At 37.6% G+C, this 21612-nt stretch carries 23 protein-coding genes; 10 read left to right on the top strand and 13 right to left on the bottom strand.

Features of this window, described 5'->3' with window-relative positions:
* Together CVS93_RS03730 and mrdA are read left to right on the top strand one after the other, a co-directional pair.
* Positions 1-492, top strand: coding sequence for a hypothetical protein (locus CVS93_RS03730; protein WP_107686737.1), 492 nt, complete (start codon positions 1-3; stop codon positions 490-492).
* Positions 489-2327: a penicillin-binding protein 2 gene (gene mrdA, locus CVS93_RS03725; protein ID WP_107686629.1), complete on the top strand. Its 1839-nt coding sequence runs from the start codon at positions 489-491 to the stop codon at positions 2325-2327. The genes CVS93_RS03730 and mrdA overlap by 4 nt, the downstream gene beginning before the upstream one ends.
* Positions 2328-2547: 220 nt before the next feature.
* Here mrdA and queC read toward each other — a convergent pair whose 3' ends face one another.
* Positions 2548-3261, bottom strand: coding sequence for a 7-cyano-7-deazaguanine synthase QueC (gene queC / locus CVS93_RS03720; protein WP_265094355.1), 714 nt, complete (start codon positions 3259-3261; stop codon positions 2548-2550).
* Between the two features lie 25 nt (positions 3262-3286).
* On the opposite strand from queC, the gene ybeY reads away from it, so the two are divergent.
* Positions 3287-3733, top strand: a complete 447-nt coding sequence (ybeY, locus tag CVS93_RS03715; RefSeq protein ID WP_107686627.1) for an rRNA maturation RNase YbeY — start codon at positions 3287-3289, stop codon at positions 3731-3733.
* Here ybeY and CVS93_RS03710 read toward each other — a convergent pair.
* From CVS93_RS03710 to mobB, 5 genes are read right to left on the bottom strand one after another with little or no spacing between them, the layout of a single operon-like run.
* On the bottom strand, positions 3722-4705 hold the full coding sequence (locus CVS93_RS03710) for a ferrochelatase (protein WP_107686626.1): 984 nt from the start codon (positions 4703-4705) through the stop codon (positions 3722-3724). The two genes, ybeY and CVS93_RS03710, sit on opposite strands and share 12 nt — an antisense overlap.
* A complete protein-coding gene (metG, locus tag CVS93_RS03705) occupies positions 4706-6628 on the bottom strand; it encodes a methionine--tRNA ligase (protein WP_107686625.1) in 1923 nt (640 codons plus the stop codon).
* Between the two features lie 15 nt (positions 6629-6643).
* Positions 6644-6862 (bottom strand): hypothetical protein, encoded by a 219-nt coding sequence (locus CVS93_RS03700; protein WP_085657632.1) that lies wholly within the window; start codon positions 6860-6862, stop codon positions 6644-6646.
* The gene (locus CVS93_RS03695; RefSeq protein WP_234400079.1) at positions 6862-7725 is read right to left on the bottom strand and encodes a class 1 fructose-bisphosphatase; all 864 of its coding nucleotides are present in this window, start codon (positions 7723-7725) and stop codon (positions 6862-6864) included. The genes CVS93_RS03700 and CVS93_RS03695 overlap by 1 nt, the downstream gene beginning before the upstream one ends.
* Positions 7725-8204: a molybdopterin-guanine dinucleotide biosynthesis protein B gene (gene mobB / locus CVS93_RS03690; protein ID WP_107686623.1), complete on the bottom strand. Its 480-nt coding sequence runs from the start codon at positions 8202-8204 to the stop codon at positions 7725-7727. Before mobB ends, CVS93_RS03695 begins: the two co-directional genes overlap by 1 nt.
* 120 nt (positions 8205-8324) lie before the next feature.
* On the opposite strand from mobB, the gene CVS93_RS03685 reads away from it, so the two are divergent.
* Entirely contained in the window at positions 8325-8804 is a 480-nt protein-coding gene (locus tag CVS93_RS03685; RefSeq protein WP_107686622.1) for a hypothetical protein, read from the top strand.
* On the opposite strand, the gene CVS93_RS03680 is transcribed toward CVS93_RS03685, so the two are convergent.
* From CVS93_RS03680 to gltX, 3 genes are read right to left on the bottom strand one after another with little or no spacing between them, the layout of a single operon-like run.
* Positions 8725-10362: a lytic transglycosylase domain-containing protein gene (locus CVS93_RS03680; RefSeq protein WP_107686621.1), complete on the bottom strand. Its 1638-nt coding sequence runs from the start codon at positions 10360-10362 to the stop codon at positions 8725-8727. The two genes, CVS93_RS03685 and CVS93_RS03680, sit on opposite strands and share 80 nt — an antisense overlap.
* Positions 10340-10633 carry a YggT family protein gene (locus CVS93_RS03675; protein ID WP_107686620.1) on the bottom strand — a complete coding sequence of 98 codons (294 nt, stop codon included), beginning with the start codon at positions 10631-10633 and terminating at the stop codon, positions 10340-10342. The genes CVS93_RS03680 and CVS93_RS03675 overlap by 23 nt, the downstream gene beginning before the upstream one ends.
* 8 nt (positions 10634-10641) lie before the next feature.
* Positions 10642-11937 carry a glutamate--tRNA ligase gene (gene gltX / locus CVS93_RS03670; RefSeq protein WP_107686736.1) on the bottom strand — a complete coding sequence of 432 codons (1296 nt, stop codon included), beginning with the start codon at positions 11935-11937 and terminating at the stop codon, positions 10642-10644.
* Positions 11938-12082: 145 nt separating this feature from the next.
* On the opposite strand from gltX, the gene mscL reads away from it, so the two are divergent.
* The 6 genes from mscL to CVS93_RS03640 all read left to right on the top strand — a co-directional run bounded on the left by mscL (position 12083) and on the right by CVS93_RS03640 (position 17427).
* Positions 12083-12487 (top strand): large-conductance mechanosensitive channel protein MscL, encoded by a 405-nt coding sequence (mscL, locus tag CVS93_RS03665; protein WP_103593047.1) that lies wholly within the window; start codon positions 12083-12085, stop codon positions 12485-12487.
* A gap of 102 nt (positions 12488-12589) precedes the next feature.
* A complete protein-coding gene (locus CVS93_RS03660) occupies positions 12590-13228 on the top strand; it encodes a Crp/Fnr family transcriptional regulator (RefSeq protein ID WP_084108542.1) in 639 nt (212 codons plus the stop codon).
* A gap of 120 nt (positions 13229-13348) precedes the next feature.
* A complete protein-coding gene (locus tag CVS93_RS03655; protein WP_012001402.1) occupies positions 13349-13921 on the top strand; it encodes a cytochrome c3 family protein in 573 nt (190 codons plus the stop codon).
* Between the two features lie 9 nt (positions 13922-13930).
* Complete coding sequence (locus CVS93_RS03650; protein WP_107686619.1) at positions 13931-15298, top strand: multiheme c-type cytochrome; 1368 nt, start codon at positions 13931-13933, stop codon at positions 15296-15298.
* Positions 15299-15518: 220 nt separating this feature from the next.
* Positions 15519-16631, top strand: a complete 1113-nt coding sequence (locus CVS93_RS03645; RefSeq protein WP_107686618.1) for a metallophosphoesterase — start codon at positions 15519-15521, stop codon at positions 16629-16631.
* 1 nt (position 16632) lies between these two features.
* Positions 16633-17427, top strand: a complete 795-nt coding sequence (locus CVS93_RS03640; protein ID WP_107686617.1) for a phosphatidylserine decarboxylase — start codon at positions 16633-16635, stop codon at positions 17425-17427.
* 488 nt (positions 17428-17915) lie between these two features.
* Here the strand turns inward: CVS93_RS03640 and ychF are convergent, their stop codons facing one another.
* The 4 genes from ychF to apt are packed head-to-tail and all read right to left on the bottom strand — an operon-like array spanning position 17916 to position 21606.
* A complete protein-coding gene (ychF, locus tag CVS93_RS03635; RefSeq protein ID WP_107686616.1) occupies positions 17916-19019 on the bottom strand; it encodes a redox-regulated ATPase YchF in 1104 nt (367 codons plus the stop codon).
* The gene (locus CVS93_RS03630) at positions 19019-20470 is read right to left on the bottom strand and encodes a leucyl aminopeptidase (protein WP_107686615.1); all 1452 of its coding nucleotides are present in this window, start codon (positions 20468-20470) and stop codon (positions 19019-19021) included. Before CVS93_RS03630 ends, ychF begins: the two co-directional genes overlap by 1 nt.
* The gene (locus CVS93_RS03625; protein ID WP_084040838.1) at positions 20451-21056 is read right to left on the bottom strand and encodes a DedA family protein; all 606 of its coding nucleotides are present in this window, start codon (positions 21054-21056) and stop codon (positions 20451-20453) included. Before CVS93_RS03625 ends, CVS93_RS03630 begins: the two co-directional genes overlap by 20 nt.
* Position 21057: 1 nt before the next feature.
* Positions 21058-21606, bottom strand: coding sequence for an adenine phosphoribosyltransferase (apt, locus tag CVS93_RS03620; RefSeq protein ID WP_107686614.1), 549 nt, complete (start codon positions 21604-21606; stop codon positions 21058-21060).
* Between the last annotated feature and the right edge of the window lie 6 nt (positions 21607-21612).

Genomic DNA, 21612 nt, shown 5'->3' with positions numbered 1-21612 from the left:
ATGCAAACCATAAGCAGCTTAGATATTAAAATTTTTAAAGAATTTTGGTGGGCTATTTTTTTATTCTCATATGAGATCGCAACTACGCAATTTGGTTTCTTGCCGCCACTCATTGGTATTTTTTTTACTTATATGATTTTGGAGTATTCAAGAAAACAAAAGCAATACGACGAGTTTAAGCACAATTGGTACTTTGCGATAATTTTTATAATATTTGCTGAGCAAATTCATGGATTTTATCTTTTTTCAACGATTATTGCTTTTTTACTTTTTTATAATTTTATTTTAGACTGGCTCTATACCACGATGAAGTGGCGAAACTGCCTACTTATCATCTTTGTAGCAGCTGGATACGCTTTAACATTTCTTGTAAATAATCTATTTGCTTACGTTTTAAATGAGCAAAATTTAGCATTTTCGACTGAATATCTATTTTTTATAGCATTTGAAAGTATCCTTGCTATCGTTCTTTTTAGGGATAAAGTGCTATGAGGATGCGCATCGTCTTTAGTGTAATCGCTCTTTTTTGGATTATACTTTTGGGACGAATTTATCATCTAAGCATAAACTCAAATACTTACTACAACGAAATCGCAGAGCAAAACGCGATAAAAACTATTTATACTCCGCCAGTTAGGGGTATTATTTTTGACGCACATGATAAGCCAATGGCTGTTAATCGTCTTGGCTTTTCAGTATCCATTAGACCTCATTTAAGTGCTAATAAAAAGGTAAAAATTTTAGATGATGAGCTAGCTTACATTGGCTCACTATTTAGTGATCTAAATGTCACTAAACTTAAAAATGAATACATAAAAAATGACTCAGCTTATAACCAAGATTTTATAAATGTGGTCGAATTTATTGATTATGATAAATTTTTGCCATTTTTTGCATCACTTTCTTTGCGTGAAAATTTAGAGATAAGGCCCGCTTCAAAACGCCACTATCCGTATAACGATCTAGCTTCTCACATCATCGGCTATGTCGGTAGGGCAAATCAAAAAGATATGGATAATGATCCTTTGACAAAGCTTACAAATTACATTGGAAGAAGTGGTGTGGAGCGGTTTTATAATCCGATCTTACAAGGAATTCAGGGGTTTAAAAAGATAAAGGTAAATGCCTTAAATGAAGAGATTGAGCAGATAAACTATCAAGCGCCACAAAGTCAAAATATCAAGCTTGCAGTCGATCTTGAGCTTCAGCAGTTTGTGGCCGATGTCTTTGGCAAGGATGCAGGAAGCGTTATCGTTATGAGTCTAAAAGACGGCGCTATCATAGCTGCTGGTAGCTTTCCAGAGTATGATCTAAATCCATTTGTGCTTGGAATTTCTCAGCCTGAATGGGAAGAGCTTGTAAAAAACGTCGATCACCCTTTTACAAATAAGCTAATAAACGGCCTTTATCCGCCAGGATCTGTCGTAAAAATGGGTATGGCACTTGCGTTTTTGGATAATGGCATGAGTAAATATGATAGCTTTTTTTGTAGTGGCTCGTATGAGCTTGGAGGGCGTAAATTCCGCTGTTGGAACTCTCACGGACATGGAAATGTTAATATGAATACGGCAATTAGAGAGAGCTGTGATGATTATTTTTATAAAGGTAGTCAAAAGATAGGGATCGACGCTATTGTGCCGATACTTGAACGTATGGGATTTGGTAGAAAAACCGAGGTTGATTTGCCAAATGAGTTTGTGGGGACTTTGCCAAGTAGAGAGTGGAAGATGAGGAAGTATGGCAAAGCGTGGTTTCAAGGCGAGACCCTTATCACTTCTATCGGACAGGGAAATTTCTTAGTCACGCCTATGCAAGTGGCAAAATATACAGCAGGCCTTGCAACTGGGCTAAACGTGACTCCACATTTTTTAAAGAGCATTGATGGCAAGGATGTTGATTTTACGCCAACAGACGATGCTTTTACACCGTTTGAAAAATCACAGTTACCAGCCATTAGGCATGCAATGTACGAAGTGGCAAACCACCCAAGAGGTACGGCAAATAGGCATTTTATTGGAAGCCTAGTTAAAGTTGCTGCAAAGACAGGTACTGCCCAGGTTGTTGGAATTTCTCAAACTGAAAAGAAACGTATGAAAGAAGAGGATATGGCGTATTTGCAAAGATCTCATGCGTGGATGACTACATATGCGCCTTATGAAGATCCGCAATATGTCATCACAATGGTTATCGAGCATGGTGGCCATGGTGGAAGTGCGGCTGGACCAAAAATCGCTCAAATTTATAATAAACTCGTTGAAATGGGATATATAAATTTAGAAAAAATCCAAAGCGATCAAAATAAAAAACAAGACAATAAGAAAAAATAAGATCACTAGAAAGCCGTAGGTGCGACCACTTACTTAGAAATTTTTACCTTGTGCTTAGTGCGTTTTGGCTAAATTTATCAACTAAGTTTTAATCCTCTTTATTAAATTTTGGCAAACTTGACTGAGGATTTATGTTTTTAGTGCTATCAAGGGCCTAAGCGTTGATATATCTTTAAATTTGTTAAATGGCCTTGCTTAATAATTTGCCACTTTTAGAGGCTCATAAGGAAAATTTTTGATTTTTATATACGATTTTATCAGTGGCGTTTGCCTTTTTAAAGCCATTTAGCCTTAGCCTGCAGCTATCACAAAGTCCGCATGCCTTATCCTCACTCTCGTAGCAGCTCCAAGTAAGCTCTAGTGGCGAGCCAAGCTCAAGCGACTTTGCTACGATGTCAGCCTTACTTAAATTTACAAGTGGAGTAATTATCTCGCACGAAAAACTAGGCGATGTGCCTAAATTTATAGCCTCGTTTACGCTTTTTATAAAGCTTTCTTTGCAGTCAGGATAGCCTGAACTATCTTCTTCTACGACACCGATATAGATAGCTTGTGCATTTTCTTTTTCAGCAAGGGCAGTAGCAACTGAGATAAAAATGCCATTTCGAAAAGGTACATAGGTATTTGGCACGTCTTTTTCTACCCCATCTTTTCTTATTTTCATGGTGGTATCTGTTAACGAATTTCCACCGATTTGTGCTATAAAGCTAACATCAAGGCTAAGCTTTTTAGCAACCCCTAGTCGCTCACATATCTCATCAAACGCACGCTTCTCGCGCCTCATCGTCCTTTGTCCATAGTCAAAATGAAGCGCTACGATATCATATCCAGCCTTTTTTGCCATTACAGCACAAAGCGTGCTATCCATACCGCCGCTCATTATACAAACTGCTTTTTTCATATTTTGCCTTTTATTTTTGCTAGAATTATACAAAAAGTTACTAAGGAAAGAGCCTAAAATGATACTTTGCGAAGAGAGCTATCCAAAAATTTTAGATGAAATTTGTGAATATTTGACACTAGGAGAAATCGAGCTAGTTTTTGTTGATAAGGAAGAAATGAGAGAACTAAATAAAACTGAGCGAGGCATTGATAAAACGACAGATGTTTTAAGCTTTCCGCTTGAGCTTGTCATTCACGCCCCACTTGGCTCAATCGTTATAAACAAAGATATGGTAAAAGAGAAAGCAACTGAGCTAAATCATAGCGAAGAGGCCGAAACCGCACTACTTTTTACACATGGATTACTTCATATATTAGGATTTGATCATGAAAAAGATGATGGCGAAATGAGAGAAAAAGAGTGCGAAGTGATAAAAAAATTTGAGCTGCCTAAAAGTCTAATCGTAAGAAGTGAGGACATTAGGCTAATCGATCTTATAAATAATAAAAACTTAAAAGAGTAGATTTTCTTCAGATGTTTTGTGAAGCTCTTCTAAAAGCTCCTCTTTTTGGCATAAAATCAATATATAGATAAAATTTTTAAGCTTTTTTATCTCGCTTAAATTTTGAAAGTAGATTGCGTTTTGTACTTTTAACAAAGAGCCTTCTGGCAAGCAAATTTTTATCTCATCAGGGCTAAATTTTTTATTTAAAAATATACTTTGGCTTATGAATAAATCTTCATCGCTTTCAGTAATTATGGCTCTAAAGCTATTTCCAAAACTAGTAGGAATAAAATTTTTATCTATAAAAATCGGGTCAAAATGCCCGTGAATCCTACCTTCGTAAGGCTTAAATGAAATTTTATTGCTATCAAGAAATTTTAAAAGCCCATAAAACATTCCAGCAAAAACTCGTGGTATGTTTAAGTTTTGATAGTATGTTTGCTTAAAGACCGTGTTTGTAAAAAAGATCGAGCTTGGATTTATCTCGTGCATAGTAGTATCTGTGTAAATGGTCTCAAAAAGAGGCGATATTCGCTGAAGTGTTCTTGTATCATCGCCAAAAAAGACATCAAAGACCTTTGCGTGAAAAATTTGATTAAAAAGCTCAGTGATATTTTTTGACATGACGTGTGCGTTAGAACCAAGCTTTGATTTTTCTAAAAAATCATTTATAAAAGGATTTACGGCGCAAAATTTTAGATCTTTGTGAGTAGCCTCAAATCTCATGAGTTTTATCATGGCGGTTTGTAAGCTACTAACTTTTAAAAAAGCGATCTCTTTGTCGATAATTGGCACATTGTCTTCGCTAATTATGGCGTATGCGCCTTGTTTAATCGCTGTTTCTATGTCGCTATCATTTGCGTTTAAGCAAATATATGCAAAGCCACGTCTTACATGCTTTATCTCGAAAACAAACTCGCTTACGCTAGTTATCGTCGGTGCATTTAGAGCCTCGGCATTTATTAGACGAGTTAAATTTTCTATTGTCATTTAGCCAACAATCGCACCGTTTTTAACTTTACCTTGCGTACCAAGAAGCGTTAGCGAACCATCTGATGCGCTTAGGATCATGCCTTGAGAGACATATTTTTTCATCATCGTTCGCTCTTTTAAATTTGCTAAAACGCAAACTTGTTTGCCAATAAGCGAGCTAGGCTCGTAGTATTTGGCGATACCAGATAAAATTTGACGCGGCTGCTCCTCGCCAAGGTCTATCTTAAATTTAAGCAGTTTCTCACTACCCTCGACTCTCTCGCACTCGAGCACTTCACCTACTTTTATCACCACCTTTGCAAAGTCATCAATGCTAATGATTTCGTCCTCTTTTTTCTCCTCTTTTGGCTCAGCTTTTGCCTCAACCTTTGGCTCGCTAGCCTCGCTCATTAGCTCTTTTTCTATCCTTGGAAATAGCGGCTCGGTAGCTTTTGCTACAAAATTTGAAATTTCATTTTTCAAAACAAGACTTTCATAAGATGCCGTATCTATGCTAAAGCCAAGCGTGTCAGCTATCTTTGCGCAAGTTTTTGGCATAGCTGGGCTAAGCAGTATCGCCACTTTTGCAAGTAAATTTGCGCAAAGTGCCACAAGTGCATTTGCTTCGTCACTTTTGCCAGCTTTTACAAGTGACCACGGCTCATACTTCGCAACGGCTGCATTTGCTAGCGTTACGATCTTCCAAATATCCTCTAAATAGCGGTTCGTCGCTAAATTTTCTAAATTTTTTATAGCCTCATCAAGGTAGCCTTTTGCCTCATCAAGCTCGGCTTTGTGAAATTTGATCACATCTTTTGAATCGATTTTATAGTCGCTATACTTTGCACTCATGCCAACAATGCGGCTTAGTAAGTTACCAAGACCGTTGCCAAGTTCTGAGTTTATACGCTCGATCAAAGCCTTTTGGCTGTAGTCGCCATCTTGACCAAATGGCACCTCTCTAAGCAAAAAGTATCTGAAATTTTCAAGTCCGTAAGCGTTTGCGACCTCTCTTGGGTTTATGACATTGCCCTTGCTTTTGCTCATCTTTTCGCCATTTATAGTCCACCAGCCGTGGGCTGCTACGTGTTTTGGTAGTGGCAAGCCAAGACTCATCAAAAATGCCGGCCAGTAAACTGCGTGAAAGCGCAAGATGTCCTTGCCAACGATATGTGTCGTATATGGCCAAAGATCCATTTTAGCGTTATCTCTTGAGTATCCTAATGTTGTTAGATAGTTTATAAGTGCGTCAAGCCAAACGTACATAACGTGCTTGTCGTCATTTGCGCTCTTTGGTAGCTTTATGCCCCAGTCAAAGCTCGTTCTTGTTACCGAAAGGTCTTTTAACCCGCCTTTTACAAAGCTTACGACCTCGTTCTTCTTCCCCTTTGGGATAACGCAAAGCTCGTCGTTTTCGTACCATTTTAAAAGTGCATCTTCATATTTTGAAAGCTTAAAAAAGTAGCTCTCTTCTTTAACTAAAGATGTCACTCGGCCGCAGTCTGGACAGTGATTGTCTTCTAGTAGGTCTCTTTGGTTAAAAAAAGTTTCGCAGCTAACGCAGTAAAATCCCTCATATTCTCCTTTGTAAATGTCGCCATTTGCTTGCATCTTTTCAAAGACATTTTGCACGGTTTGTTTGTGCTCTTCGTCGGTCGTTCTTATAAAATGATTGTAGCTTATCTCAAATTCATCCCAAAGTGACCTAAATTTCGCACTGATCTCGTCAGCATACTCTTTTGGAGTCTTGCCTCTTGCGCGAGCTGCTTGTTCGATCTTTTGTCCGTGCTCGTCTGTGCCTGTCATAAAGTATGTTTCTTTGCCTTGCAGGCGGTTAAATCTAGCAAGTGTATCAGCGATGATAGTCGTGTAGGCATGGCCGATGTGTGGCACGTCGTTTACATAGTATATTGGGGTCGTTATATAAGCTTTTTCTTTCATATTTTTCCTTTAATTTTAAAAATCAAATCCGCCATCGCTGCCAGTATTGCCTTTTGACATCGAGTTGTAGCAGCTATTTACGTACTCTTTTCTTGTCTCGCAGTCAAAAAATACTTCGCAGTTAAAGCAGCTTTTTTGCCCTTTTTGGCTTTGGCACTCTTGCAAAATTTTTGCTTTTTGCTTTAAGGCTAGCTCAAATGCGTCAAGTGGCTCGTTTACTTGTGTTTCTTGCATTATTTTTGCTCGTAAAATTTATGCAAAAGAGAAATTTCATCACGTGAGCCAAAGAAGCATGGCGTTGTTTGGTGAATTTTTTCTATTTTTATATCAAAAAGTGTTTGATTTTTGCCGTTTGTCGTTGCGCCCTTTGCGTTTTCATATATGAAGGCAAATGGCAACACTTCAAAGACTACTCTTAGCTTGCCATTTGGATGATCGCTCGTTGCTGGGTAGCTAAAAAGACCGCCACCTTTTAGTAAAATTTGATGCAAATCGCTTACCATTGCACCTGAGTATCTTAGTCTGTAGCCCTCGTTAAATAGCTCGTTTATAAAATTTCTATGCGTTTGGCTCCAGCCTTTTTGCGTGGCTCCCGTGGCATTTAGCTTGCCTTTTTCTTTTAGCTCAAGCTCTTTTACAAATTTAAACTCGCCATCTTTGCCAAGTCTATAAAATTTAGGCAAAGCGCCCTTTTTCTCAGCAATTACCAGCTCAAGTCTTGGGCCATATATGCTGTAAGCTGCGGCTATTAAATTTTCTGGTTTTACTTCGTTTTCATAGATACCAAAGATCGAGCCAACGGCGAAATTTACATCAACTAAGCTTGAGCCATCAAGTGGATCGTAAGCGATGATAAATTTAGCGTTTTTATTTATCTCAAGTTCGTCCTCTTTTTCTTCGCTAATTAGCGCTTTTACGCATGAAAGCTGCTTAAATTTAGCCGTGATGATCTCGTCGCTTTTGACATCAAGTTTTAGCTGTGTGTCGCCTGTTGCGTTTTCGTGGGTTGTGTAGCCAAGATCGGCGTATTTTATCACTTCGCTTATCTCTTTTGCGATCTCTTTTATGGTGTTAAAAATTTGGTTTAATTCTTGCATTATACAGCCTTTGCATTTTTGATTATCCACGCACAAATAGCGTCTATATCGTCTAAATTTATATTTTTTATCTCGTAAGGAATTTGTTTTTTATATGTTGCGATCGCGTCTGAAAAGCTAAGATATTTTTCATCTATTTCATCTTTAAAAACACTTAATCTTGGTAGTGGAAGCGTCTTTAACCCCTCGACTAAGAGTATGTCAAACTCACCTAGCATTTTAATGACATCGCTAATTTCTTTTGGATTTTGTGAGAAATAAGTTGTTCTAGTAGGACTCATCACCACCACATCTGCTCCAGTTTGAGAAAATTTAAAGCTATCTTTGCCTTCAACGTCAAATTTGGCCTTGTCGCCCGGATCGTGTTTTACTATCGCGACTTTCAAACCATCATCTATAAATTTTTTTGCTACCTTTAAAATAAGAGTCGTTTTTCCGCTATTTGAAGGGCCAGAAAAAGCAATAGCAAGTCTTTTCATAAGAACCTTTTTTGTTAAAATTTCTCGCGATTATAACTTATGTTGGCTTTAAAATTTATGAGTGAAATTTAAAAATTAAAATGCTAAAATGGCAGAAATTTTAGAAATTTAAGAGTTTTTATGAGCAAATTTATATCGTTTTTTGTATTTATTTTGATGATATTTGGCTGTGCTGGTGAAAAAGTAATTGTACATGAGCCGTTAAAAAATGAGCTTCTAGCTTACACGAGCAAAAGTGAGATTATTGATGGTGCTGACAGGACGCTCATCATCGCTACCTATTTAAATCCGATCTATAATTCAAATTTAGACCAGAGCAAAGAGCATTTTTTGGTAGCCATAAATCCAAAAGAACATGCACAAAATTTAAAGAACATAAAAGTAAATGACGACTCAAATGCCACAAATGCAAGGCTGCTTGATGAAAATGATAAGATGCTAAAATTTGCTGGATTTTCGATGCCTTGGGCGGTTTATTACGAAGTTACCGCACCAAGTAAGCAAAGCGATGATCTAGCACTTAGTTTCGAAATTTATCAGTCAAAGCCGGTTTTGTTAAATTTTCGAAAAGTTGCGAAATCTTTATATTGGAACCAGTAAGTGCCATATAGATCACATAGTTGGCAAGCACCTTTTTACCGTAGTTTCTAGTCTCTGCGACTGAGACAAGCTCGATCGATAAAAATGGCTCAAATTTCCCCTCTTTAAACATATCATCTCTTGTGATAAGCTTTTTAGTAAAGCCGATACCGCCGTTGTACGCGTATGCGGTAAAGAGCGGATGATAGAGAAATTTATCAAGATAGTTTAGGTGGTGATTTGCAAATTTAAAGGCAACATCAGTTTTAAAAAGATCGTCCTGGTCAAAATTTGGAATTTTTAGCTCTTTTTTGCCGATCGCATTTGCAAGAAATGGCATAAACTGCATCATTCCAAGGGCGTATGAAGTAGAAACTACGCTTGGGATAAAGAGACTCTCTTGTCTAGCCAGAGCGTAGATCATTGACTTTCTCTCGTTGCTGATGCCCTCAAGCTCAGGAGAGCTTGGCATTAAGAAGTATTGCTTCTCCCAGCCATGCGCCTTTTGCATGAAAAATGCATAGGCGCCGATGCTTTCGTTTGTATAAAATTTCTTAGCAAATTCGCTTGCTTGCGTGGCATTCATATCCTTTGCAAGGGCTGCAGTTTTGTTCCATAAAAACGGATCGCTTACGTCAAAATTTTCGATATTTTGCTTACTAGGCCTTGGTACGATGACCTCAAGTGGTTCACCACCGATCAAATCTCTTGCGTAAAGTGAGTATATATTCGCGTCCTTGCTGGCACTTAGCTCTTTTAAAAAGCTTTCGTTTTTGCTTATCTGGTACTGCCAAAAGGTCGCATTATCTCTTTGCCAAGCTCTTTCAAATGTGCTCTTGGCTCTTGCAAAAAGACTAAAAGCGATATCGTCTTGTCCTAGTAAAATCGCATTTAATCCAAGCGTAAAAGCGTCATTTTTTTCAGTGACAGCTGGATCGATGCTTAGCAAATTTCTCCTAAAGCCTTCATATTTTTTATTAAAAACAATATCGTTTAATAAATTTGTAAAGCCCTTTTGTGAGTAGAGCTTGGTCATGAAATTTGCATCAAAACTTTCGCTAAAAAGTATACTTTTATTTTGCGGGCTAGAGGCGTTAAATAGCTCTAAAAAGCTCTTTGTATCGTTTAAATTTGCAAAAGCTTTAGCCGGATTTGCTTCATTTAATACGAGTAAAATTTTTGATTTTTCTGGATTTGTCTTTGCAAGATTGGCTGCTAAAATTTCACGAGTGTGATTATCAAGCTTTAAGCTAAAAGTAATAGATGTTAGCAAATTTTGGCAGGTTAGATTTGCCTGGGTGATATTTTTTGTATTTACACCAGGGCATTTGCTAGGAGCCGCTTTCGGAGGTAAAATTTTATCGATTGATTTTTGAACAAGGCCCGCTTTTCTAAATACATCACGCGAAAGATCTGCGATCTGCTCTTTTGTATAGCTGCCCTCGTTAATAAGACGGTTGATGTAGTAGTCTTTTGCTAGGCTTTTTGGCTCGTTTTTTAGCTCTTCGTAGGTATAAATTTTAGCCAAAAGAGCAACACAGACAAGAGAGAGAATACTAAAGTGACGCAGCAAAACCAAACAAAAGCCTTATTAAAAATTGATCTAAAAATTGAAGTGTTAAAAGCACAATAAGCGGAGTAAAGTCAATACCACTAAAATTTGTTTTTATATAGCGTCTAATAAAGCTATAAACCGGCTCAGTTAGCCTATAAAGTAGCTGCACGACCGGCGAGCTAGGATCAGGTCTGACCCAGCTAATGAGCGCTGCTGCGATGATGACCCAAGTATAGACCGTGATAATAAGGTGCAAAATGTTTGCAATCGCTGAAAATAGGGTGGAAAGTATCATTTTTGCTCCTAGATTAAAATTTTAGCTAGATTATCTTTGATGAGCGGATAGAGCTCACTAAGCTCAGGACCGTGAAGGTCGTTTGTAAGAAGCGCACGTAGCGGCATGAAAAAGTTTTTGCCTTTTAAATTTGTAGCGGCCATAAGCTCTTTTTTAAACTCATCAAAGCTCTCGCACGCTTTTAAATTACGAGCTGCTTTTTTGATGATTTCAAATTCGTTTTTATACTCATCCGGAGCTATTTTTGGTGAAAAAATGGCTTCAACTTTTGCCTTTATCTCAGGCACTAGTGAGCTTTCCTGAGTGTAAAATTTAACTAACTCAGCCAAATTTTCATCTACGCCAAAAATTTCTTTTATACGCTCTTTTGAGGCAAGCTTGATGTGTTCTCTATTTATCTGCTCAAGCTTTTTCACGTCAAATCTAGCAGGCGAGCGTGAAATTTTAGTTATATCAAACCACTTCACCGCATCTTCGATCGTAAAAATTTCAGTTGGAGTTTTGTTGCCAAGAAGGATCAAATAGTTTGCGATCGCCTCAGGTAAAAATCCCTGCTCAAAGAGCCATTTGACGCTTGATTCGTTCTCGCGTTTGCTCATTTTTTTGCCCTCTATGTTTAAAAGGATAGGCAAATGCGCGTAGTTCATCTTGCCGGTGTAGCCGAGGCCTTCGCGTATGAGGTCTTGCTTTGGTGTATTGCTCACGTGATCCTCGCCACGTATGACAAAGGTTACGCCCTCAAGCATGTCATCGACTGCGCAAGCGAAGTTATAAGTTGGAGTCTTGTCCGCTCTCATGATGACAAAGCTATCAACTGCGTCTGGCTCAAAGCTTAGCTCGCCTTTTATCGCATCTGTAAAACTCATAGTGCGTGTCGGCTTTTTCATGCGGATAACAAAAGGTTTTTCGCAGTTTAAAACTTCAGCATCGCTTAGTCTCTCGCAGGTACCGTCGTATCTATATGCCACGCCTTGCTCTTTTGCTTTTTGTTTTTTTGCCTCGAGCTCTTCTTCGGTGCAAAAACAAGCAAATGCCTTTTTGTCGATAAGAAGCTTTGAAGCTAGCTGTCTGTGGAATTTTAAGTTTTCGCTTTGGATGTAAATTTGCTCTGGTTTTATGCCAAATTTACTCAAAATTTCTAAGATATCTTTCTCTTTTCCCTCAATATTTCGCTCTTTGTCAGTATCTTCTATGCGTAAAATAAAGCCACTTTTATCTTGCAAAGAACAAATATAATTAAAAATAGCGGCACGTAAATTTCCTATGTGCATATCTCCTGTTGGAGAGGGTGCAAAACGATACATAAGCTCATTCCTTACGTTAAATTTTGAGTTTGGATTATAACACCAGCTTGATAAATTTAAAGTTATGTAATTTGATTTTTTTAGCCTAAGCAAAGCATTTCTTGAATAAAATCCGAACAAAAATTTAACATTTTTAGGAGAAACAATGAGTTTTATAAGCGAATTTAAAGAATTTGCGATGCGTGGAAATGTCATAGATATGGCTGTTGGCGTTGTTATAGGCGGCGCGTTTGGAAAGATCGTTTCATCACTAGTTGGTGATGTTATCATGCCTGTTGTTGGCGTTTTAACTGGTGGTGTAAATTTTACTGATCTTAAGCTTACGCTAAAAGAAGCAGTAGAGGGAGCGCCTGCCGTTACGATAAATTATGGCTCATTTATACAAACAATGGTTGATTTTTTAATAATCGCATTTTGTATTTTCTGCGTTATCAAAGCTTTAAATACACTTAAAAATAAATTACCAAAAGAGGAGCCAGCTCCAGCAGAGCCTGAAACTCCAGCTGACATTGCACTTTTAACTGAGATTAGAGATCTACTTAAAAAATAATTTCATACAATTCAAAGGGAAAATTCCCTTTGAAAATCTATTAAAATTTATCTTATTTTTATATGCTAAAATGTTTTTTATTTTAAAAAGGCGAGTAAAAATATGATAGAAAAAATCCCGTTTTTTCAAGGCTTAAACGAAGAAGATTTAGCCAAACTTGAAGCCATAAGTGTCGTAAAAAAGTATAAAAAGGGTGAATTTTTATTTATAGAAGGCGAGGAGCCAAAATGGTTAATATTTTTAATAAGCGGCTCTGTTAAGCTTTATAAAACCACGGCAAACGGAAAAGAAATTTTTATTCATCAGCTGGCTCCTATGAATTTTGTTGCGGAAGTCGTAAATTTTGAAAATATTGTCTACCCAGCTAGTGCCATTTTTACCATATCTGGTGAGGTATTAAAGATAAATTATGAAAAATTTGCGGCTGAATTTTTAATAAAACCAGAAATTTGTATGAAATTTTTAAAGTCAATGTCTGAAAAGATAAGAATCACAACAAATCTACTTCATCAAGAGTTAATTTTAAGCTCAGAAGAAAAAGTAGCTAGGTTTATTTTAGATCATGAAGATTTATTTAATGAACTAAAACATACAAAAATTTCATCAATACTTAATATGACTCCAGAAACTTTTTCAAGAATTTTAAATAAATTTAAAACAAATGGTTTAGTTAAACTTGATGAAAAGAACCAAATTTTGGAAAAAGATGTGGGTGGACTGCAAGAAATTTATTCTTATTGAAAGTTAATATCAAATAAATATTTTTATTTACTTAAAGAAAAAATTTATATATTTTTTGTTACTATTCACTTAAAATTTTCGTAAAAATTTACGATATATTGATAAATTCAGGAGGAAGTTTTGGCTGAAGTTAAGAAGAAATTTTTTGTTTGGTCATCTGTTGTTATCGGCATTGTGATCGGACTTATTGCGTCTATGGGTATTGCTGATGCACTTCACGCGACTGGTAGCGGCTACATCTGTACTATTTGCCACACGATGGATCCTATGAATGCTGCATATCATGAAGATGCGCACGGCGGCAATAACAAGCTTGGCATAAAAGCTGAATGTTCAGCCTGTCACCTAAACCATACAAGTGCCTATACCTATGTACTTACAAAACTTAAAGTATCGATAAATGATGGCTATAAGACATTTTTTACAGATACGGACAAGATCGACTGGCGTAAAAAGCGCGAGCATGCATCTCACTTTGTCTATGATAGTGGATGTTTGACTTGCCACTCAAATTTAAAAAATGTTATTCAAGCTGGTAAATCATTCTTGCCACATAGAGATTATTTCGTTCTTGGAAATCCTAATAAAAAATCATGTGTTGATTGTCACGAGCATGTTGGTCACAAGAATTTAGGACTACAAATCGATAAATTTGAAGCAATTAAAAAACAAGAAAACAATAAAACCAAGTAAGGAGGAGAGATGTTTAAAAAGTCGCTAATGTTATTAGCCTGTCTAATGTCTTTTGGCTTTGCCGCAAACATGGATGCAAATAAATCTGATGCTTTAAACCTTAATGTTGTAAAAAACATTAAAGTTGCTCACAAAATGTCAGACTTATCAAAAAGCTGTGTTGAGTGCCACGCTAAAGAGACACCCGGCATAGTTGCCGATTGGAAAAATAGTCGCCACGCTCACGTTGGCGTAAGTTGTATGGATTGCCACTCTGTAAATGCAGATAATCCTATGGCTTCAGTTAAGGTGCATCCAAAAGATTCTAACAACCATGTTTCAATGCTAGTTAGCCCAAAAACTTGTGCTAAGTGCCACGAGAATGAAGTTGAAGAATTTACTAAGAGTGGTCACGCAAGAGGTGCTATGCAAATGTATGCTAACCCTGTGATAGTAAAACTAATGTATCACTATGAAGGTATGGATCATCCAGAATACAAAATGGCTCCAGACGCTACTGGTTGTACACAGTGCCACGGAACCGTCATCAAACTAGACGCTGATCACAAACCTACAAAAGAGACTTGGCCAAACTACGGTATAGGTAATGTTTATCCTGATGGTGGCGTAGGCGGATGTAAATCATGCCACAGCGCACACACATTTAGCATAGCTGAAGCTAGAAAACCAGCTGCTTGTGCATCTTGCCACCTTGGACCTGATCACCCAGATATTGAGATCTTTAACAACTCAATGCACGGACATATCTATAATAGCGAAGCTCACAAATGGAATTTTGATGCTGCTCCTGATACATGGGATGTACCAGACTTTAGAGCTCCAACTTGTGCAGCTTGCCACATGAGTGGTGTTGGTGAAACAACAACAACTCACAATGTTTCAAGAAGACTAAAATGGAACCTATGGGGCGTCAGCAGTAAGCTAAGAACAGCTGGTGATGAACAAGCTGCTGTTGTTTACGAAAAAACTGGCAAACTAAACGTAGGAACACCTCTAGCAGGTCATCCAAATGGACCAGAAGCAGCAAGAGCTGAGATGAAGCTAGTTTGTAAAGCTTGCCATACATCAACTCATACAGATAACTTCTTCATTATGGGTGATAAACAAGTAGAGCTTTATAACGTTTACAATGCTGAAGCAACTAAGATGCTTGAAGAGTTGAAAGCTAAAAACTTACTACTTGCAGATGCTTGGGAAGATGAATTCCAAGATATCTACTATCATATGTGGCACCATGAAGGCCGTCGTATGAGACAAGGCGCTCTAATGGGTGGCCCTGACTATTCACACTGGCATGGTGTATTCGAAGTTAAGAACGACATTAGAAAACTTCGCAAAATCTATAAAGAAAGAATTGAGTCTGGCAAAGTCCAGTAATTCTTTTTAAGGTGGGAGTTTTCCCACCTTTTTATTTTTAAATTCCAAAATTTTATCTTTTAGTTATTATCCTAAAGTAAATATCTTTTAACAATTATTTTTGTAAATTTAAATTATAAAATCATACAGCTTAGCACTACAAATTGTTCTAAATAATTAATAAAATTTATAATGTAAATTTAAAAATATAAAATATAATCTTTGTTTTTAAGGAGATATTTTGGGACTTTTTCGGATCATTATCGGGGCATTTATCTTTAGTGTTCTTACAAATTTATACTCATACAAACGTTTTATCAAAAAGGTATCTTTTTTTACTCCACACCTTAAAAAAATTCGTATATTTTTCTATATTATTAGTGTGCTTGAGTTTGTATTTGTTCTTCAACTAAGATTTTCTTTTTTAAATATAGAACTCTATCTGATAGCAGGAACTCTCATCGGTTTTTCTCTATTTCTATTTGGTGTTAGTTTGTTTTATGATGTTGTTAGATCCATTTGCTCAAAAGCTTATTTTAATCCCACAAGACGAAAATTTATTAAATTTTGCTTTGATGTGACATTTGTTGTTTTTATAGTTGCTTGCTTTTTGAAAGGAATTTTTAACGCACTTACTCCGCCAAAGATTAGACAGATTAGTATAAAAATAAAAAATTTACAAAGTGATCTAAAAATAGCCATGATAACTGATGTGCACATTGGAGAGTTTTTGCAAAAGGACTTTGTGGCTGAGCTTGTAAAAGAGATAAATTTAGCTAGACCAGACCTAGTGGTGATAGTTGGCGACTTGGTTGATATGAGAGCTGAGCTTATCGGCGATTTTTTGGATCCATTAAAAAACCTTAAAAGTACCTATGGCACCTTTTATGTCCCTGGCAATCACGAATACTACCACGGAGTTGATGGGATATTAGAAAAAATTCGCGCTCTAGGCATTAGGGTGCTTGGCAATAAAAATGAAAAAATAGCTGGCATAAATTTAGCAGGGGTCTATGATCTAGCTGGCATAAAGTTTAAAAATTTAGAGCCAAATTTAGATGAGGCATTGACAGGACGTGACCCATCGCTACCTACCATCTTGCTCTCTCATCAGCCAAAATTTATAAAATCAATGCAGCAAGATGTTGATCTGGTGCTTTGCGGTCATACACACGCTGGTCAAATTTTCCCTTTTGGCCTTTTGGTTTTACTTGATCAGGGATTTTTACATGGCCTTTATAAGATTAATGATAAAATGCAAGCTTATGTTAGCAGTGGTGCTGGATTTTGGGGGCCTCCTGTTAGAATTTTTGCTCCAAGTGAGATTGCAATATTAAACTTAAGTAAGGAATAAAATGAATAAAGACAATATGTTTTCTCAAATTTTTGGAAAGGTTGCAAAGATTAACTTTTTCAAACCACTTCAAGAAGCCATAAATTCTTTTTACATAAAGCTGTTTAAGATAGATATGAGCGAGTTTAAGCCAGCAAATGAATATAAAAATTTAAATGAGCTTTTTACTAGAAGGCTCATAAAACCAAGAGATTTTGATACGGCAGATGAGATGTTTATAAGCCCAGTTGATGGTACTTGTCTTAGTTTTGGTAGCACAAAGGAACTAAAGGCCTTTAGCATAAAAGGCATGGAGTATAGTGTAAGCGAACTATTGGGGCAGAGTGAGCTTGAGGGCGAATATGACTTTGCAAATATCTATCTTAGCCCAAAAGATTATCATCATTATCATGCACCTTGCGATATTGCCATTAAAAAAGCCATATACATTCCGGGTAAGCTTTACAGCGTGGCTGCAAAATGGCTTGCAAAAGTAGACAGCCTTTATACAAAGAATGAACGCGTAGCGCTATCTTGTGAGATAAAAAATGGTAAGAAACTTTGGCTTGTTTTTGTAGGTGCGTTAAATGTCGGAAAGATGAAATTTTGTTTTGATGAGCGTATACAGACAAATGCGATGGCAAATTTTACACAAATTTACGAGTATGAAAATTTACATATCAAAAAGGGCGAGCGCCTTGGGAATTTTGAGCTTGGCTCAACTATCGTGATACTTAGCGAAAAAGATGCAATTGAATACAATCTCTTTGAAAATAAAGAGCTTAAATTTGCCGAGACCATTGGAATAATAAAATAAATACGCTAGGTATATAAGTAAAATTTTTATACCCTACTTGGCCGGTGTCTTATTTGCTCAGACTTTGGTGGTTTTTCATATATTCATTATAATATGAGCTTAAAAAAGTATCATGTTTTTTATAGTCATAAGCTCATAGGCTTCAAAATATTATAGATATGAAAGCTTGTAAAATATAATGAGTGTATTATTTTATCTATCGAAATCTTTCTTGCTTTAATTGCGTTCTTCATTAAACCATCAACCTCTGCAACTAAGAGCTATTATCTTTACTTATAAAACCCATATTGATATCACAGAGCTGATAACTTTTACATCATTGCTTGTATAGAAAAGCTTATGTATCAATAAAGATATTAATAAGACGATATAGCTTAGTATATTTTTCAAAAGAATTTTTATCAACTATAATAAGGAAGTTTTAATTTACCTTATGTAGCCCAAGGATTAAATATTTTTTGACTATTTAGCCCAAAAGAGGGCTAAATTTAAACATTAAACCTAAAGTGCATAACATCACCATCTTGTACGATGTAATCTTTGCCCTCAAGCCTCATTTTGCCAGCCTCTTTGGCTCCGTTTTCACCGCCATGTGCGATATAGTCCTCGTAGCTTATCACTTCAGCTCTGATAAAGCCACGCTCAAAGTCGTTGTGGATGACACTTGCTGCTTTTGGTGCTTTCCAGCCCTTTGTGATCGTCCAAGCTCTTACTTCAACGACGCCAGCGGTGAAATAGCTTATCAAATTTAGCTTTGCAAAAGACGTTCTTATGATCTTTTCAAGACCGCTTTCACTCGTGCCAAGAGAGGCTAAAAACTCGTGAGCCTCCTCATCGCTTAGTCCGATTAGCTCCTCTTCTACTTTAGCGCAAAGCTTGATCACCTCGTGATCTGAGGCTTTTGCGTACTCTTTTAGCGCTTTTACAAATTTATTATCTTCACTAAGCCCTTCTTCATCGACGTTCGCACCATAAACTACCTCTTTGGCGCTTAAAAGTCTTAGTTCTCTATTTAACGCTAAAAATGCCTCGCTATCTTTTTGTTCAAAGCTGCTTGCACTTTTACCTTCATTTAGGTGAGCCAAAAGTAAATTTGCTATCTCAAGCGCTTCTTTTGCACCTTTTGCGTTTGCTTTCGCCTCTCTTGTAAGCTTTTCTATCTTTTTATTTAGCTGCTCGATGTCAGCTAGTATCAGCTCAGTTTGGATGATCTCGATGTCTCTTACTGGATCGACGCTACCCTCGACGTGGGTGATGTTTTCATCTTCAAAGCAGCGAACGATGTGCAAGATAAGCTCTGTCTCTCTGATGTTTGATAAAAATTTATTGCCAAGTCCCTCACCAGAGCTTGCACCTTTCACAAGACCAGCGATATCTACGAATTCGATGGTTGAATATTGAATTTTATTAGGACTAACTATCTTTGCAAGCTCATTTAGGCGCTTATCAGGCACTGGCACGATAGCTTTATTTGGCTCGATAGTGCAAAACGGATAGTTCGCACTCTCGGCATTTTGCGCCTTTGTAAGTGCGTTAAATGTCGTTGATTTACCCACATTTGGTAGGCCTACTATTCCAACTGAAAGTCCCATCAATTCTCCTTGCTAAGTGCTTGTAAAAAGTATAAATTCATCCTAACGCCAGCCCCGCTCGCACCTGCTTGGTTGTATCCCCAAGCCTTTTCACGGTATGCTGGACCTGCGATATCAAGGTGTAGCCACTTATCTTTATACTCATCTTTGATAAATTTAGCTAGAAACATGCCAGCTGTGATCGCGCCGCCATATCTGCTTGAGGCGCAGTTGCTAATGTCTGCGATCTGGCTTTTGATAAGCTCGCTAAGATAAGGGTTAAAATCAAGTGTAGTCGCTAGTTCGCCGCTATCTTTTATCTTGTTTTCAAACTCGCTTTTTAGACTCTCACTATTGCCCATGATACCAGTCGTGTACTCACCAAGTCCCACGACGCAAGCGCCAGTTAGGGTTGCCATGTCGATTAAGATATCTGGCTTAAAGTCCTGCGCGTAGCTTAGGCAGTCAGCCAAGACCAAACGTCCCTCTGCGTCGGTGTTTCTAACCTCTATGCTAACGCCACTTCTTGAAATAAGCACGTCATCAGGCTTATAGGCGTTGCCGCCGATCATATTTTCAGTGGCGCCTAAAATAGCGTGAATTTCAAATGGTAAATTTAACTCCGCAGCACCTTTTATGATGCCAAGGGCTGCTGCTGCGCCGCTTTTGTCTGATTTCATAGTGAGCATATAATCAGCCGGCTTCAAGCTAAGTCCGCCACTATCGTATGTTAGGCCTTTGCCAACAAAGATGATGCGTTTTTTAGACTTTTTAGGCTTATAGGTTAGGTGGATGAGCCTTGGTTTATGCACGCTAGCGCGGTTCACCGCCAAAAATGCGTTCATATTCTCTTTTGCTAGAAATTTCTCGTCATAGACCTCACACTTTATGCTGGCGATGCTTTTGGCTAAATTTTGCGCGTCATCGGCCATCTTTTGTGGTGTGTAAATTTCTGGGATTTCATTTACGATATCTTTTGCGAAATTTGTAGCACTTGCTATTATCTCTGCCTCTTTAAAGCCCTCGTTTGCAGCCTCTAGATCGATCTTTTTGCCAGCAAATTCTTCAGTAGAAAAGATGATCTCTTTAAGGGTGTATTTCTCTTTTTTCTCTTTATACTTGTTAAATTCATAACTTCCAAGTAAAAAGCCCTCAGCTATCGCCTCAAAGCTTAGTTTTTGACACTCTGCTACGTAAGAAGCTAGCTTTATGCTCTTAATGTTTAGCGATTTTAGCGCGTTATAAGCTTTCGCAGCTGCAACTCTAAGCTCGTCAAGATCAAGCTTAGAAAGCGGCACGTAAGCCCTTTTTGCCTCGCTTAGGATGAGTACACTATCGCCTTTATAATTATTAAATTTAATAGCCTCTTTATCGCTTATAAATTTATGTTTTAAGTCCTTATCTACTACGAAAATTAGTTCAATATCAGCTTTTATATCTTTTAATTTTTTATCAACTATTTGAAACTGCATGTCTTCTGTCTCTCCTTTCGTTTAAAATTTTATTTTCGATGCGCTTAAATGTATATATCAAAAGCCCCATAAATATGGCAACCACTGGGATAGCGACGTACCAGTGCTCTTTTGCTTTTTGAAGAAGCACAAGTATATGCTCGCCAAGTATCCAAGCAGGTATGGTGGTGATCGCTGCCCAGCACCAAGCGCTGATCAAATTTATAAAGGCGTATTTTTTAGCATCATAGCCCGTAAGTCCTATGCAAAGTGGGATGATGACACGAAAACCATACATATAGCGTTGCAAGAAGATGATCGGCCAGCCGTATTTTTTCAGCATTATGTGCGCCACTGCAAATTTTCTCCGCTGCGCGTGGAGCCTTTTTGCGATGTATTTTTTATTGTAACGGCCAAGGTAGAAGTAAATTTGATCTCCCACAAAGCCTCCAAGTCCAGCCACAAATATAGCAAGTGCGATGTGCATATGCGTTGTGTGGGCGAGAATTCCAGCCATTATTAAGGCCATCTCGCCCTCCATGATACACCAGACAAAAAGTATGATGTAGCCGTACTCTTTGAGTAGTTCTATAAAAAATTCTTCCATTCTAAACCTCTAAAACGCTGTAAATTTTAGTAAGCGACTTTAGCTTTTCGCTACCTTTTAGATCGACTAGATCTATGAGAAAGCACGCCTCTACGCAGGTTGCGTTAGTTTGATTGATAAGCTCAACTGAAGCCTTTGCAGTGCCGCCAGTGGCTATGAGATCGTCCATCAAAAGCACTCTAGCGCCCGCTTTTTCTCCAAAAGCATCGATGTGAATTTGCACTTCATCGACGCCATACTCTAGGCTATATTTTTGAGAAAGCGTGATAAAAGGCAGTTTTTTTGGCTTGCGAATAGGCACAAAAGGTAGCCTCAGCCTTGCTGCAAGCGCTGCGCCAAAGATAAAGCCACGAGACTCGATGCCAGCGATGTAGTCGATATTTGCACCCTCATATCTCGCCACTAAATGATCTATCAAAAAATTAAATGCCTCTTTGTTGTTTAAAAGCGTTGTGATATCGCGAAAAACGATGCCAGGCTTTGGAAAATCGTTTATACAGCGAATAGAGTTTAGTAAGAATTCTCTTCCTTTTTGATCTAAAATTTTCATAAATTT

Origin of the sequence: Campylobacter concisus (assembly GCF_003048535.1) — a bacterium.
Lineage (GTDB): Bacteria > Campylobacterota > Campylobacteria > Campylobacterales > Campylobacteraceae > Campylobacter_A > Campylobacter_A concisus_S.
The sequence above is the reverse complement of the archived record's forward strand: the minus strand, read 5'-3'. Positions and strand labels throughout refer to the sequence as shown.